Origin of the sequence: Pseudomonas sp. SMSB3 (assembly GCF_052041965.1) — a bacterium.
Lineage (GTDB): Bacteria > Pseudomonadota > Gammaproteobacteria > Pseudomonadales > Pseudomonadaceae > Aquipseudomonas.
This window is the reverse complement of sequence record NZ_JBKGGV010000006.1, coordinates 286,700-301,422: the sequence shown is the minus strand read 5'-3', so window position 1 is coordinate 301,422 and position 14,723 is coordinate 286,700. Positions and strand designations below refer to the sequence as shown.

Below are 14,723 nucleotides of genomic sequence, written 5' to 3'. Positions count from 1 at the left end.
GGTCTTGTCCTGCCAGATACGGCAGTCGCTGCGGTACTCGAGCAGGCTGAACCAGGGCGCAAAGACCAGCTGCCAGTCGTGCAGGCCACCGTCGCTGCCCAGGTAACGCACGCTTTCGACCAGGCCATGGCGCGGGGCCTGGCTGCCATCGTCGCAGAGCAGGGCGAGGCTGACGGGCTGGCCGATGAGTTTTTCCGGGTCGTACTCGGTGTCCTGCACCATCACGTCGAGGGTGTAGCGCGGGGTGCGGCCGATGCGCTCGACGCCGTGGGCGCGCAGGGCCTGCAGCTGGTCGGCCCCCAATGGGGTGGTCAGTTGCAGCAGGCGGCCGCTTTGCGAGAGCGGGGTGCCGAAGGTCAGGTCCATGACAAAGGGTCTCCTGAGTGGGGACTGATCGGGTGGTTATTCCAGGGCCTTGATGGGCGGGTCCTGGTAGTCCTCATCGATGGCGATGCCCATTTTTTTCAGGCGTGCTTCGGTTTGGGCGCGTTCCTGGGCCATGCGTTTGAGTTCGACGGGGAGCAGTTTTACCCAATCATCCTGATTCTCGTTTGGGACGAAGTTTTTATAAAACTCGGCTTCCGTTTCGAAATTTAACGAAAAAAGATAAGAGCCTAGTTCTAAAGGTGCCTGAGGACTATTTTCGCGGTGCACACTAAACAGCAGGTAGTTTCCACCCTTGGTGAAATGCCAAGTTTTAATCGTGGGCCTCGAAAGCCAGTCGGCTTTACTTAACTGCAACGCAGGATCTCCCCAAGGACCGGTTCCGACAGGTATGCCAAGCACCTCGTCAAAAGTGTTGAATTTTCTTGCTTCAAATCCGGGTATTCTCGCTTCATTCGGAAATATATATCGCTGCCATCTGGCGGCTTTCAGCTTGGCCAGCGTACTATTAAAGTAATCTAACGACTTGGTGTGCTCGGAATTGGACGGGAATGCAGCTATCCTGATGTTGGCTTTGTCAATGGAGCCAGTTTTGTGTGTAATGAAGGCTGCACTGACAATGTCGTTTAAGATGAGTGGCTGGCTGCCCGGATCAATCGTTGCAGTGCCTTTGTTTTTGCTTTTGGATGAAGTACTGAATTCATAGAAGCATATGGTTGAATTGCAATCTTTGGTCAGCTTCATCGACGCTGTTGCCAGCATGCTGTCGATGCTGTCATTCAAGGTAAATGCTACGCTGGGCATATTTTGATTCATGCTCGAGTCGCCACAACCGACTAACGCCAGGAAAAACGCACAACTGGCGTACCTGATCATAAAACGCCCTCGCTCGGCCGCGGCTCGGCAATCGCCGCCTGCAATGGCCCCAGCAGCCAACCCTGGGTCTGTGTCGATTCATGTCGATCCAGTACCAGTACTGCACCTTCCAGGCTGTTGGCCGCCTGCAGCGCCAGCGCGAGCGCACTCATCTCGCTGATGCCCGGTGCGTATTCGCCCGCGAGCAGTGCATGGCCAATCACATGCTGCTGCGGGTCGCAGTCGGGCAGGTGGGTATTGAGCAGCTGGTACAGGTGCTCCAGGCGGTTGTCATCGTAGTGGCCGTCGGTAACCAGGGCCCTTACGTCGGCCAGGGCAATGCTGCTTTGTGCGCACAGCTGCTCGCTCAGCTGTTCCAGGCCACCGCAGCCTCTGCGCGACAAGAGCGCGCGTGGCCCGTGGTCGTGGGCCACGGCGGGGTGCAGCTGCCAGCGGGCATTGGCCTCGGGGTTGGCCAGGTCGATGCGTTGCAGGTTGAGCACGGCGATCGCTTCACCGGCCATGCGCTCTCCCTTCACGCTGCCGGCGCGGTCTACCGTGGCCCAGCTGTCGATGCCTATACACAGCAGGTTGGCGGCTTCCAGCTCGTTGCATTGGGCCCACGGCAACCAGGCGGCGAACGTCTGATCTGGGGCGCTAAAACCGTGGCCTGGCAAGTAGTCGAACGGCCAGGCTTCGAGCAGCGCGTCCAGCCACGGGTCCGCATCTATGCCAGTGGGGGCGAACACCACCACATGGGTCTGGTCCCAGTCCAGGCTGCCGGCGAAGTCGTGCCACTGACCAAGCATGGCGTGCAGCAACTGCAGGGCCCTGGGCAGGGGCCTGACCTCGGCACGGGCGCTGCCTGCGCGAATGCGCCGCACGGTGTGGCGATGACCGGCCGGGGTGACCAGCCGCGGGTCGTGCTCGAAGTCGGCGCTGACCTTGCCCAGTGCCTTGCCTGCCTTGGCCTCGGCCGGGGTCAGGTTGGGCAGCCACAGCCAGGCAGCACTGAGGCCAATGCGGGTGGTGTCGTACTCGGCGCGCGGGCGTGGTGGCGGCGCCAAGCGCTGCGCTTGCTCGCGGCGCTCGCCGATCACGTCCCACAATGAGCGATGGCCCTGGGCGGAGGGTTTCAACATGCTGGCAGTCCTTACAGTATTCCAGTGTCGCTGTTGGTGGCGATCAGGCTGGAGCCGCAGGCGGTCTTGTCGCCATGGCGGGCCACCGGCATGCCGTCGACCAGGGTGGTGGTGTCGCCGCTGGCAATCACGCAGGCACCGTGCAGGCACATCACCTTGTCGCCGAGCCTGGCCACGGCACGGCCGTTGACCAAGGTCGAAGAGGAGGCCTGCACGACCATTCCGCCACGGTCGGTAGGGTCGTTCAAGAGAATGATCGGACGCATGTCGAAACTCCTTTTCAGCCGGCTAGGACCACAAATCAGTCACGTGGTTGCAGGGTGCCGAGCACATCGCGAATGCCATCGACCACGCTGCTGTCCTTGATCACATCGTTGAGCCAGGATTCCAGCGGCATGTTGCCCCACTTGATGGCACGTTCCACCAGGTACGGCACCGGGCTGTGCGGCTCGGTCTGCTTGAAGAACTGCGCCACGCCCTGGAGCAGAGTGAAAGCTTCTTCACGGTTCAGTGGTACGGTTCGCAACGGGGCACTGTGGCTACGCTGTGCAGCGGCCGGGGCCGCACCGGCTGCCGCCGGCAGTTCGGGCTGTGCTGCTTCTTCGGCCGACGCCCCTGGAGCTAGTGCCAACTCTACACCGCGCTCCTTGAGTAGGCGTTCCACCAGTTGTCGGGCATGCACCAGCACGTCGTTGAGGGGCAGAAAGCTCGGCGCGTCATGGCCGAACGCGTTATCGGCCGTGGTCTGCAGTTGCTGGCAGGCGCCCAGGCATTCGCTGATTTGCGCGTGCAATACGTGCAGGTGCTCGGTATCGGTCATCACCACCGAGCGTTGGAAGAGTTCGGCGTTGATCTTGCCATCTTCCAGGGCCAGATGCATGGCCGACGGGTTTTGCCGGGCCAGGTTCTCGACCTGGCGCGACTCTTCATACTTGAGCAGGCTATAGCCTTGCCCCTGGGTGATCGGCAAGGTGCGGACCACCTCGGTCAGCGTGGTGGTCAACCACGCCAGGCGGGTAGCACGCTCGTCTACGCCCTCGTCGAGGGAGGGGTAGAGCGTGTCCCAGAAATCTTCCAGCAGGGCTTGCGCCACCGCCAGGGAAAAACGGATGCCCGGAAACTGCTTCCTGTGAGCCAGGCCTTCACTCAGCCAGGCCACCAGCATCAGGTCCTTACTGTGCTCGGTGAGGCCGGCGGCAGCCAGCTGGATCACCTGCTCCCAGTCGGCCTGCTTGAGGTCAGTCTGCCAGTCGCCCTGGGTCAGGTATTCGGGATCGGCGCGACGCGCTTCCTTGATCTGATCGAACAGGCTGGAAAAACTCAGGTCCTCGCCAGCGCCACCGTCAATCGGGGTACGCAGGGCAGACAGCGAAAGGTCGTCAAGAATGTCGTGCATGGACGGCTCTGTGTGCAAAGGTGAAAGGAAGGTCACCGTGCCCTTGCAGGCACGGGACCCTCTGGCGAGCTGGCCGTTGTCGGCGCCAGCTCAGGTCAGGCTCAGGAGTAGACCTTGTTCAGGGAACGGTCCCAACCGCCAGTAACCTTGCCGCCACCCGCGCCATCGGAACGCTTCTGCTGGGTGTAGGTGGTCTTGATGCGCGAGAAGTTGAACTTGATCTCTTCCATCGGCAGGTCGCTTTCAGCTTTGGCTTCGCCGTCCAGCGGCAGGTTGCCGAGGAAGTTGACCGAGGAGATCACGACTTCTTCCAGGGTGATGGTCAAGTAGGTCACCTTGTCACCACCGGCACGGTTCACGTTCAGCACCACTTCCTTGATGTGCTGGCCTTTGCAGCACGCTTCGAAGGCCTTGGCGGAGGCTTTGTCGACGTACTTGCGGATGGTGAAGTCGCTCAGATTGACACGTTCGGAAGAAGCGCCACCGGAGGAGCTGGCGGTGGCCGAGGTCGCCTGGGTAGCGCCGTACTGGTAGCCCAGTACTTCGATCCAGTCCTTGTGCTTGTCATCCAGAGCTTCGCCTGGGATGCCGTCAATCTTGAGGTAAGCGTCAAATGCCATTTTTACTTTTCTCCATAGGTGTAAAGGGCTTCCTTGATCCAGTACTTGGACCTGCCCTGAGTTTGACGCCTGCGGAGCAGCCGCAGGCGTCGTGTTGAGACCGGGCATCAATCAAGTGCCCGGACCTCGATCTCGACGCGCCTGTTGGGTTCCAGGCACTGGATCAGTTCGGCGCGCGGCGCTTGCATGTTGCAGCGCACCAAGGGTTTATTGCTGCCTTCGCCCACCGCATCGACCAGTTCTGCCGGCAGGCCCTTGCCCACCAGGTAGGTCTTGATGGTTTGCGCCCGTTGCCGCGAAACCTGCAGGTTGCTCTGGCGGTCGCCGATCTGGTCGGCATGGCCGGTGATCACGATTTTGCCGACGTTGGGGGTATTCAGCAGTTTGTTTGCGATGCTGCTCAGCTGACGCTGGCCGGCGGCTTCCAGGCTCTGGAAATCGGCGCGGCCAAAGGCGAACAGGGTGTCGGACTCCAACGTGATGGTCTCGATGGCACGCAGCGAGCGGCTCAGCAGGCTGTTGATGTAGTTGCGCGAGCTGGAAACCAGAAACGCATTGTTAAGGATGCGTGGCACGTCCGGTTCGCGGATCTGGTCGCTGTAGAAGGCGATCTGGCGCCCGGCGAACTGATAATCATCGCCCTCGCTGGAAGCTTGCGCCGCCTGCCCGGTCGGGCGTGGCACTTGCTTGTTGATGGCCGGGTACCAGTAGTCCGGGATACGTGCCTTGAGCACGGCTGGCTGGGCCTGTTCGCGCTGGGCCTTGGACAGCATCAGGTAGGTGTCCAGAGTGGTCTGGCCGAAGGTGGCCACCGACTGCGCGCGGTTGTCCACCGGCAGAGCCCGTGGCTCGACGCTGTCGATGCCACTCACGGTCTCCAGGCGCGATGCGTTGCGCTGGTAGATCTTGATGCTGCTGAGCAGGTAAAGCGAGCGGGTCAGGTTGTCGGCGGTGGGCTTGAGCATGATCTTTTCCAGCTGCGCGAAATACGCTTGACGCACGAACGGTTCGATCTCATGGCCGCTGTACAGGCCCATGCGCATGCTCAGCGGCACGCCTTCGCCATGGTGACGGGCGTACAGCTCGGCGGCGGCCTGACGCAGTTGATCGAGGCTGTGCCAGGCGGTGTATTGCTGGCGGGCAGCAGCATCCTGCTGGCGGGCACTGTCGAGGTTCGCCGCCACGGCCTGGATCGCCGCCTTGTTGTTGCTGTACGACCAGCCCCAGGCTAGGCACAGTAGCAGGCTGGCCAGGCTGGCCGCGCCGACCCAAGCGGCTTTGCGACGGTGTTCGCGGCGGTTGCTGGTGTAGAGCGCCACGAGGTGCTGGTCGGGAATGATCACCTTGCGGAACAGGCTGGCGATAAACAGTGGCTCGGCCTGGCTGATTGCCGCTGCCCCGTTGCTCGGCGCGGCTAGGGCGAAGCGCTCGCGTACCTGACTGGCATACCGGCCGTTGGCTGGTTCGTCAGCATCCAGGGCACTGGTGAAATAGAAACCACGCAGCAGCTCGGCACTCTGGTACGGATTGGCCCGCAGCAGGTCGGCAACGAAGGTGTTGAGCAGCGGCTTGATGGCTGCCAATTCCAGCGGCAAGCTGTAGGCGACCGGGTCGCGACGGGTCAGCTGGATGTCCTGCTGCAACAGTTGCTGGTCGGCGAGCGCCTGCCAGTGCTCGACAAGCTCATTCATGGCGGTGGCAAAGCGCATGCTCCAGTCGGACTGTTCGAAGCCCTGGTGGCTGAAGGTCTTGCCCATGACTTCGTCACGCGAGTGTGCGTCCAGCTGGCGGTAGAAGTGGGTAAAGCCCGGCAGCAGGTCGCACTTGGTGAACACCAGGTAGATCGGCAGGCGCAGTTCCAGCAGCTCATGGGCTTCCTGGATGCGTTCGCGCAAGCGCTTTGCCAGGCGTTCACGGGCATCGGCGCCGGCGTGCAGGATATCTTCGATGCTGACCGCGACGATCAAGCCGTTCAGCGGACGGCGCTGGCGGTGTTGACGCAGCAGGCCGAGGAAGGCGCGCCATTTGCCGGCTTCTTCCTGGTTGTCCATGTAGCGGCCAGCCGTGTCGAGCAGCACCGCTTCGGAGCTGAAGAACCAATCGCAGTTGCGCGTGCCGCCAAGGCCGGCAACCCGCGCGCCTTCACGTTCAGCGTAAGGAAAGGTAAGGCCAGACTGGTAGAGCATGGTGCTCTTGCCCGACGCCGGCTGGCCAATCACCAGGTACCAGGGAAGGGCGTACAGCGCATTCTTGTTGACCTTGCTTTTGCCGCTGCCTTGCAGGCGCTCGATGCTTTGCAGCAGGCGTTCGCGCAGCAGGCTGACTTCTTCCCGGTCCTGCGGGGTGGCATTGAGCACCGCCTGGTCAGCGTCCTCGCGCAGTAGGGCTTCCAGGTCGTGGTGCTGCGAAACCCCGCGGTACATCAGCAATACGTACAAGGCAGACAGCAGCACGAAAACGCCGAGGCCGGCCAGCAGGCTGGAGAGCGAGGCAAAGCCCAGTCCCATGCCAACGATCCAGACCAGAAAGATGGCCAGGAAGAACACCACGCCGAGCACGTACGGCTGATACTTGAAGAAGTAATACTTGAGCCTGTTCATCAATACTGTTCGTCCCGCGCGCTGGCGAAGCGCTCTATGAAATCGTTCAGGGCCAGGTCATCGGCTGGCAGCGCCAAGGGGCTGCCAGCCGATGCGTACGGCATAGGGTCCAGCAGGTCATGCCGTTCGCTGCTGCTTGCAACGCCGGTCAGCAGCCGGTAGATCTCGTCGCTACCACGAGAGGCGAAACACAGCAGCCCGGGGCGCATGAAGTTATCCACGAGTACGCTGACGTCGGGCATGCCGGCGCTGCCGCGCAGGCGCGACAGCAGCGTGCACCAGAGGTCGGCCATGGGGCGTTTGAGTCCGCTCTGGGCCGGTAGCGGCAGGCAGATCGGCGCCGTGTGGGCCTGCTGCAGAGCAGTGCGCAGGCGGTACAGACTGGCCATGCCGGCTTGAGTGTCGAATTCCGGGTAGCTGTGGCGCAGCGGCCGGGCCACGTCGCGCAGGTTGAAGTCGTGGAGAAATTTCTCGTGCACCCGGCGGTACAGGTCGAGGTCCTGGGAGGTCCAGCCGCGCATGGCTTTTACCCGGTTGAACAGTTCGCTCATGTCGGCGCCCTGGGCAGCCTGCATGAGCAACGGCTTGATCTGAGCGGCGAACAGCTCGCAGAGGATGTGCGGGCTGACGAAGCGAGCGTCGCTGGCGGTGCGGATGCTCTGGAAAACCATGAACGGGTAGCGCCGACCGCTGGTATCGCGCGAACTGATGAAGCCGCCAAGCAGCCACTGGCCGGCGCGGCTGCGGTAGCAGAAGAAACACACCGGCAGGGCATCGAAACGATCGCGCCAGTCTGCCTGCGCCTGCATCCGGCCAAGGCCGTTTTGCAGCCACAGATCGAACTCGCAGACCTCTGGCAGGGCGCCGTTGAGGCTGACGAAGTCGGCGCTGGCTGGGACTTTGCCGAAACATCCGATCATAGGCCTGAGGCCTTTCTCGTGGTACGGGTTAGCATCAGTTCACCCGTACGCTGTTGTTGAGCGCGCTGAGCGCCTTGACCTGTGCCAGGTCGGTCATCTTCACGCCGCCATAGTTGCGCACCACCAGGCTCACTGGGCCGGCCACCGACTGCCAGGTGAAGCGCTGCTGCACGGTGTCCAGGTCGCTGACCCGGGCACTATCATTCATCTTCAGCAGGCCCCAGCGGCCGGGGTAGTCGAATACGGTGATACGCTGTCCTTCCAGGGTGACCACGTCCAAGCGTGCTCCCGGGGCGTTGCTGCTGCCCGGCCAGGCGAAGCGGTTCCAACTGGTGCGGCCGTTGCGGTAGTGCTGCTCCTGGCCGTCGAGGGTGAAGATGATGTCGGTGTAGCGCGCCGAGGGTTCGAGCATGATCTCGAAGCCGTTTTCCCGATCCGAGAGGCTGGCGATCACCTGGCCGACTGAACTGGCCTTGTCGATGCTGTCGACCATCTTGGCGTTCACCAATGGGTTGGCGCCATTTCCGGTGCCCATGCCCAGGCCTTCACCACCGGCCAAGTTGCCAATTTCGTTGCGTTTGAAGGCTGGTAGCAGGCCGTTTTCGGGGTCGACGAAACGCTGCAGGTCCTTGACCGAGGCTTCGTTGTTGCTGTCGGCGACGATCGGGTAGCGGTGGGCCATGACCTGCTGCCACGGCCGCGCTACATCCTGAGCCCAAGCTTTGGCGATCTGTTGCCCGGCCGGGTCGCGGAGCGTTTCCCAGGTGTACTGCAGCGGCGAGTTGAACAGCCGCAGCAGGGCGCCTGACAACTTGCCGGCCGACGTGTCGACGCTGGTTTCGACGTAGTTGCGCACCAAGGTGACTTCCGAAGGCTGGCCCTCGAGGGTTTCGCTGATCAGCAGCTTGCTGTTCTTACCAACGTCTTGTGAGCGCTGGATGTTGCTCAGGCGCACCTTGAGCTTGCGCAGTGCGGCCAGGTAGCGGTCCATCACAGTGCTGTCAGCACCTTCGGCATTCTGCGCGGCGAACAGTCTTGAAACCGGTTCGAAGCGCTTGGCCAGGCTGCCGTCATCGACCCGCGGCAGTCGCGCAGCGGCGTTTTCCGCCACCGCGCCCTGGCTGCTGAAGGCGCCTTTGATGCTGCCCCAGAAGCTATCTTCGGTCGCGCCGACAGCGGAGGCTGATGCTTGCTTGGGCAGGTCCCAGTCGGTGTTGTGGTGAACGGCGGCGAGCAGGCTCTTGACCGGCGAGTTCTGTACATCGCTCAGCACCGCAAGGCGCTCGTTGGCGTTGGCCATGTCGGTGAAGTGGCGCACGCCAACGCCCTCGAGCAGGTTGAACCAGGCTTCGGCGTAGTCGGCCTTGTAGCGGGCGAGCAACTCGCGCATGAAATTGGCTTTCTGCACCAGGCCGTTACCGCCTTCGCCATCGAGCACCCAGTCGCTGTCGTTGCGCAGGTCGCCCGAGAGCAGCTTGATCAACTCTGGCTGGACGTACTCTTCCCAGCCCTGTCGGGTGTAGAAGGCCGGCACGGCCTCGGCGGAGAACAATAGGCTACGGCTGTTGGCCGGGACCATGTCGGCCAGGGTCAGATTCGGATATTGACGGCCCGACTCCAGTTGCAGGCGCAGGTACTCACGGTCGACCAGGGAACTGGCGATCATGAAGGAGCGCAAGCTTTGGCGGGCATCACTCACCAGTTGTTCGTTGCGGCGCAGGGCCGGCGCCGTACCCTGCTGCAGATAGCGTACGTATAGGGCGCTGTTGGCCTCCACGAGCGCCGGATCGACGTCGCGGCCCTGCGCTCGTGCGGCCAGGGTCCAGGCGTGTGGCAGCTCGGCGGCGACGAAGTCGGCGTCCGGGTGCTCATTCGGGTGGGTCAGGATCAGGTAAAGCTTCAGTGCGCTGTAGGCTTCGATCACCGAGGCCACCTGCTGCTCGCTGAGGCGCCCGAGGCTGTCTTCAGACAGCGACAGGCCGGCAGTCAGGGCGGTATCTTCGGACGGGTCGGCGCTCGACACCGAGCGGGCCTTCTCACGCAGTGCATCCAGGGCGCGGCGACGGCCGTCCTGGCCGGCATCGCTGGCAGCGGCCTGCACCCGGCCGGCCAGTTGCGCGCCACTGCGCGGAACACTGCTGGTCAGAACTGCTGCGGTCGGCGCCCTGAATACCTTGACGTCTTCGCCTGGTGCGGCATCCGTACGCTGGGCCTTAGGTGTGCGGCGCTTGCCGGCGTCGGCCAGCGGTGTGCGGTCGACAGTTTCGGCGAACTGGTTGAGTGCACGCAGTTGCACTTGCAGCTGCTTGCCGATCGGCTCCAGGGCCTGGGTGCGCAGTTGCTGCACGTACGCCTGACGCAGTGGGCTGAGTAGCTCGGCGCCACTGTACAGGCCAGCTCCCAGTGCCAGTGGCACACCTTGGATGTCGTAGCCTTCGAACTGGCCGAGGTAGTGGCGCAGCTGTTCCATAGCCTGGCCGGACGCCAGGCGCTCGGCTCGGTCGGGAGCCTGTTCCAGTTCGCTCAGCTCGCCGCTTAGGGTGGCCAATACTTGGCGGTTGTTCTGGAACGACACGCCTTCCCAGGCCAGCAGGGCGACACCGGCGAGCGCGGCGGCGCCGGCCAATGCGGGGGTGAGGGCACGGGTACGGCCCTGGCGCGAGTAGTACAAGCTCAGGTTGCGGTCGGGGAACACCACGTGACGGAAGGTTTCCGTAATGAAGAAGCTCTTGTCGCCAATCTTGGTGACAGTCTTGTTCGGCGTCGGGCGTTCGCTGGCTTGCAGGGCATAGTGCGCGCCCAGGGCCTCTTCGTAGACCGGTGGCAACTGCTCGTCGGTCTGCAGCGCGCTGGTGAAGTACACACCGCGAACGATCGGCGGGGTGCGGCCGTCGGCGGTACGCTCGAACTGCTCGAGGAAACCACCGAGCACGCTCGACAGCTCGGCGAAGTAGCTGGGGAACTGCAGCAGTTCGACGTTGGCGGTGTTGCCGCCGGCGATCACCTGACGATCGACCTGCTCGCGCACGCTGGCGAGCAGCTGGGCGAAGCTGGTTTCGGCGACGCTGCGCAGGCCTTTGTTGCGCACGTCGGCGAGCGGGAAGGTCATGCCCAGCGGTTGTTGGCGCTGGGCATTGTCCAAGCCGTCGAAGGCCTGGTTGAAACCTGGCAGCAGGTCGGTCTTGCTGAGCATCAGGTACAGCGGTGGATTCACCCCTAGGCATTCGCTGTATTCATCGATGCGGCTGACCAGGCGTGCGGCCATGGCTTCGCGTTCGGCCACGGTGGCGCAGATGATCTCTGGCAGGCTTACCACCAGCACCAAGCCGTTCACCGCAGGCTTGCTGCGCTGCTTGCGCAGCAGCTTGAGGAATGAGGCGAACTCGCTGGCCGAGGCGTCATCGTGCAGATAGCGGCCGGCGGTGTCGATCAGCACTGCCTCGGGGCTGAAGTACCAATCGCAATGCTGCGTGCCGCTGTCGAAACCACTGGCCTGGGCTCCGGCGATCGAGGCGGAGAGCCCGGAGCGGGTCAAGAGCGAGGTCTTGCCCGAGGCTGACATGCCAATCACCAAGTACCAAGGCAGGTCCGACAGAGCTGAGGCACCGCCACCACCGGCCGAGCGTGCCGAGCGCAACATCGCGATCGCGTGCTTCAGGCGCTCGCGCAGTACATGCTGGTCGCGAAACTCGCCTTCGGCGCCCAATGATCGATCTACTTCAAGTTGGACCAGGCTCTCAATGTTCTGCTCGGCGCGGATGCGACGGTACTGACGCAGTACGACCGCCAACAGGCACATGGCGCTGAAGAGCGTCATTGCCACGTACACCTGCTCGGTCGAGAGCTGCCAGCGCGGCAGGGCGAACCAGCAGGCCAGTACGCCTATGGCCCAGACCAGTGCCAAGGCAAACCAGAAATTTTTCAAACAGCGCAGTAGTGCTTTCATGTCTTCCTGACCGTACCTGAGTTAAACACCGAACAGCCGGCGGACCTGCTCCGCCAACGCGGCCACTTCCTTGCCCAGCAACCAATCAAGGGTCAGGTAGACTGCCCCGCAGACTAGCGCGATGAGCACCAGGTACAACCACAGCGGCACCTCATAGCGCAGCATCTGCGACACCTGGTCCGGCAGCGCCCATTGCGGTGCCAAGGCCTTGCGCGGGGCATGGTGGCGGGCAATGTCCTGCCCCAGGGTGTTGGCGATGTAGCGCAACTGGTCTTTCTGCTCGAGGCTGTATTTGCCTTCGAAACCCAGGGCCAGGCACAGGTGGTACACCTCCAGCACGTCGAGGTTGCGCTTGACATCGGTGCGCAAGGCTTCGAGCTTGTCGAAGAAACCCTGGCCGGCCAGATGCACCCCGAAGTACTGGAACTGCAGCGGGTTGATCTCGATCTGGTTACGGATTTCGCTGGGGCCGGCGTTCAGAACGCTCTCGTCGAGGAAGGCACATAATGCGTACTGCACATCCTTGACCTGCTCGACACTGTAATTGGCGCGGCGGGCATTGCGTTCCAGCGCCGGGAAGAATTCGTCGATACCTGCACGCAGGCGCTGTACGTCAACCACCTTGTCGCCACGGCGGATCATCAGCGCCATGGTCAGGAAGTCCTTGACCATGTCCTTGAGCGTGGAGGGTTGTTCAACGGCGGTCGCGCCGCCTTGCATTACGGCAACAGTCATTTGAGCACCGCCATCAGTTCGAGCTTGAGGTTCTTGAAAGCACTGGGGACATAGAAGGCGATGGCGTGGGCGCTCATCATGCGTTCATACACCCGCCCATGGGGTTCGATCGCGAAATACTGGTTGTCCAGGCGCACCGGGATCGCGTTGGGCGTACGCACGCAGTGGTTCAGCGTGGCGCCCGGCATGGCCGTGTTGACCACTACTTCAATGTCTTCAGGCGAGCCGACCTTGAACGCCCGTGGTACCAGCTCCAGCACTTGAGCACCGGGCATGTCGGCGTGCACTGAGATGTAGAAGTCGGCGTCGGCCAGGCGCGGGTCGTTGAGGCGGCCGACGTAGTAAGACGAACGGGTTTGGTCAAGCGGGATCGGGATGTACTGGTTCGGCACCACGCTGTTGAGCAGTTCGCGCACCAGGCGGTCGAGCTTGAGCAGCGAAGCGGCCGGGTCTTGATGGTCATAGGGCGGTGTGTCGTCCAGGCGTGCATTGAGCGAAAAGGTCAGCAGGCTGCCGGCCAGCTCGGCGAGGAAGCGATAAAGCTGCTCGGGGTGCAGGCGCGGGTGTTGGAGCAGGTGTGCCAGCCCCGGGTAGGCACGGTTGACCGTGTACAGCAGCCAAAATAGGCTGACATCGCTGGTGCCGAACTCGGCGATCTGGTCGGCGCGTTCGCGGCGGCGCCCGGACAAGGTCTCGCTCTTGCTCTGCAGCAGCGCCAACAGGCGCTGAGCGATGGTCAGCAGGGTTTCATGGGCGCCCAGGTGCAAGGCCGGGTGGACGAACTGGCTATCGATGCTGAACGCATTGACGTTATTGCGCTGCAGGTGCAGTAGCGGGCAGTAGCTGTAGCCATCCAATGTATCACCATCGACCAGCAGCACCACGTTCAGGCGCAGGCTGGTGATTTCATTTTCCAGATCACCTTCGTTGAGGTCGGGCAGGGTCGCGAAGGCTTTGCGGTAGCGGCGCGCGCCCTGGCGCTCGGCGCCTTCTTCCATGTAGTTGGCACTGTACGGTTCGGCCAGCTTGAGGGCGGCGTACACCTTGATGCCCGAACCCTGCAATACATCCTTGATGTCGCGCGCGGCCGGCAGTGGGTCATGCTGCGGAGCGTCATAGACTGAACCGTCGGGGAACACCATGTGCAGGCGGTTGAGTTGCAGCACACCACTGCCCAGCGCTACTTCATCGACTTCGAGGGCCTGCACGCCCCAGTGGAAGGGCGACGAACGCAGGGTGGCCTGAGCCAGCTGATGCTGGTGGAACTCGTCCTGATACTGGAAGTGCTGCGGGAGGAGGAACATGCCTTCCGACCACATCACGCGGCTCTTGTTGCTCATTGGATACCTTCCAGTGCTGAATCGAACACGTTGGTCATGGTTTTCTTGGCCGCTTGCTCGGCTGCATCACCGGCGGCCTGCTGGGCAGCGTCCAACGCCTTGGCCTGCAGCTGCTGGCTGACGGTCGGCTCGGTTTCCAGCGGCTGCGCCGGCTGCAGGGTGGCGATGGCTTGCTGGGCGGGCAGTTGGAGCACGTCCTGGCCGCGCTCGGCGGTGATCTGGTTGAGGTCGAGCAGCACTCGCCCGCCCTCGGACGAGAAGAAGATTCCGTCCTTACGGAAGGCGTCGGCATTGAAGGCCATCTTCCAACGCCCGCCGCTTTCGTCGCGGAAGAACGCAGCAACGGCGACATAGCGTGCCTGCTTGGCCAGCGGCCAGTGCTCGACGTTGCCGATCCCCGGCAGGACCACGGTTTCGCGAGTATCGAGCACGGTTTCACCCAGTGCTTGCTCAGGGTGGTCAAGCAGGGTGTCGGCATCGCTGCTTACGAACCGATCAAGGCTGGTCAGCTGGTAGACACGCGCCACCACCGACAGCGGGGTGCCGGCTGCGTCCGGATTCAGCTGGTTGCCGCCGTCGATGGTCAGGACCACTTTCTCGTCGCTGCTAAACAGCATGTCGCCTGCCCAGGTGTCGTCGACGCGTTTGCCGACGCGGTCAGTGATGCCACAGGCGCCTAGCGCCGAGGCCATGATCAGTACACCCAGTAACCTGCCCATTGTCCTGCTCCTGAAAACTCGTTCTGGCAACGCCTGGTTGGCCCGGGACGCTGCTGATGGTCCTTG

Annotated in this window: 12 protein-coding genes; all 12 read right to left on the bottom strand. The window is 62.7% G+C overall.

Annotated elements, in window-relative coordinates; translation table 11 throughout:
- On the bottom strand, nt 1-366 hold a 366-nt coding region (locus tag ACLEJW_RS13035; RefSeq protein WP_440777694.1), incomplete at its 3' end, for a contractile injection system protein, VgrG/Pvc8 family.
- Between the two features lie 36 nt (nt 367-402).
- Nucleotides 403-1,200, bottom strand: coding sequence for a hypothetical protein (locus ACLEJW_RS13030; RefSeq protein ID WP_440777693.1), 798 nt, complete (start codon nt 1,198-1,200; stop codon nt 403-405).
- A 56-nt stretch (nt 1,201-1,256) separates the two neighbouring features.
- The gene (locus ACLEJW_RS13025) at nt 1,257-2,381 is read right to left on the bottom strand and encodes a hypothetical protein (protein WP_440777692.1); all 1,125 of its coding nucleotides are present in this window, start codon (nt 2,379-2,381) and stop codon (nt 1,257-1,259) included.
- A gap of 11 nt (nt 2,382-2,392) precedes the next feature.
- On the bottom strand, nt 2,393-2,647 hold the full coding sequence (locus ACLEJW_RS13020) for a PAAR domain-containing protein (protein WP_145192806.1): 255 nt from the start codon (nt 2,645-2,647) through the stop codon (nt 2,393-2,395).
- A 35-nt stretch (nt 2,648-2,682) separates the two neighbouring features.
- Complete coding sequence (gene tssA, locus ACLEJW_RS13015) at nt 2,683-3,777, bottom strand: type VI secretion system protein TssA (protein WP_145192804.1); 1,095 nt, start codon at nt 3,775-3,777, stop codon at nt 2,683-2,685.
- 101 nt (nt 3,778-3,878) lie between these two features.
- Nucleotides 3,879-4,397: an Hcp family type VI secretion system effector gene (locus ACLEJW_RS13010; protein ID WP_028687575.1), complete on the bottom strand. Its 519-nt coding sequence runs from the start codon at nt 4,395-4,397 to the stop codon at nt 3,879-3,881.
- Between the two features lie 107 nt (nt 4,398-4,504).
- A complete protein-coding gene (tssM, locus tag ACLEJW_RS13005) occupies nt 4,505-6,997 on the bottom strand; it encodes a type VI secretion system membrane subunit TssM (protein WP_440777691.1) in 2,493 nt (830 codons plus the stop codon).
- On the bottom strand, nt 6,997-7,917 hold the full coding sequence (gene tagF, locus ACLEJW_RS13000) for a type VI secretion system-associated protein TagF (protein ID WP_440777690.1): 921 nt from the start codon (nt 7,915-7,917) through the stop codon (nt 6,997-6,999). The genes tssM and tagF overlap by 1 nt, the downstream gene beginning before the upstream one ends.
- Nucleotides 7,918-7,951: 34 nt before the next feature.
- Complete coding sequence (locus tag ACLEJW_RS12995) at nt 7,952-11,863, bottom strand: type VI secretion protein IcmF/TssM N-terminal domain-containing protein (protein ID WP_440777689.1); 3,912 nt, start codon at nt 11,861-11,863, stop codon at nt 7,952-7,954.
- A 21-nt stretch (nt 11,864-11,884) separates the two neighbouring features.
- Nucleotides 11,885-12,598 (bottom strand): type IVB secretion system protein IcmH/DotU, encoded by a 714-nt coding sequence (gene icmH / locus ACLEJW_RS12990; RefSeq protein ID WP_145192796.1) that lies wholly within the window; start codon nt 12,596-12,598, stop codon nt 11,885-11,887.
- Nucleotides 12,595-13,938 (bottom strand): type VI secretion system baseplate subunit TssK, encoded by a 1,344-nt coding sequence (gene tssK, locus ACLEJW_RS12985; RefSeq protein WP_440777688.1) that lies wholly within the window; start codon nt 13,936-13,938, stop codon nt 12,595-12,597. The genes icmH and tssK overlap by 4 nt, the downstream gene beginning before the upstream one ends.
- On the bottom strand, nt 13,935-14,657 hold the full coding sequence (tssJ, locus tag ACLEJW_RS12980; RefSeq protein ID WP_440777687.1) for a type VI secretion system lipoprotein TssJ: 723 nt from the start codon (nt 14,655-14,657) through the stop codon (nt 13,935-13,937). Before tssJ ends, tssK begins: the two co-directional genes overlap by 4 nt.
- Nucleotides 14,658-14,723 lie beyond the last annotated feature (66 nt).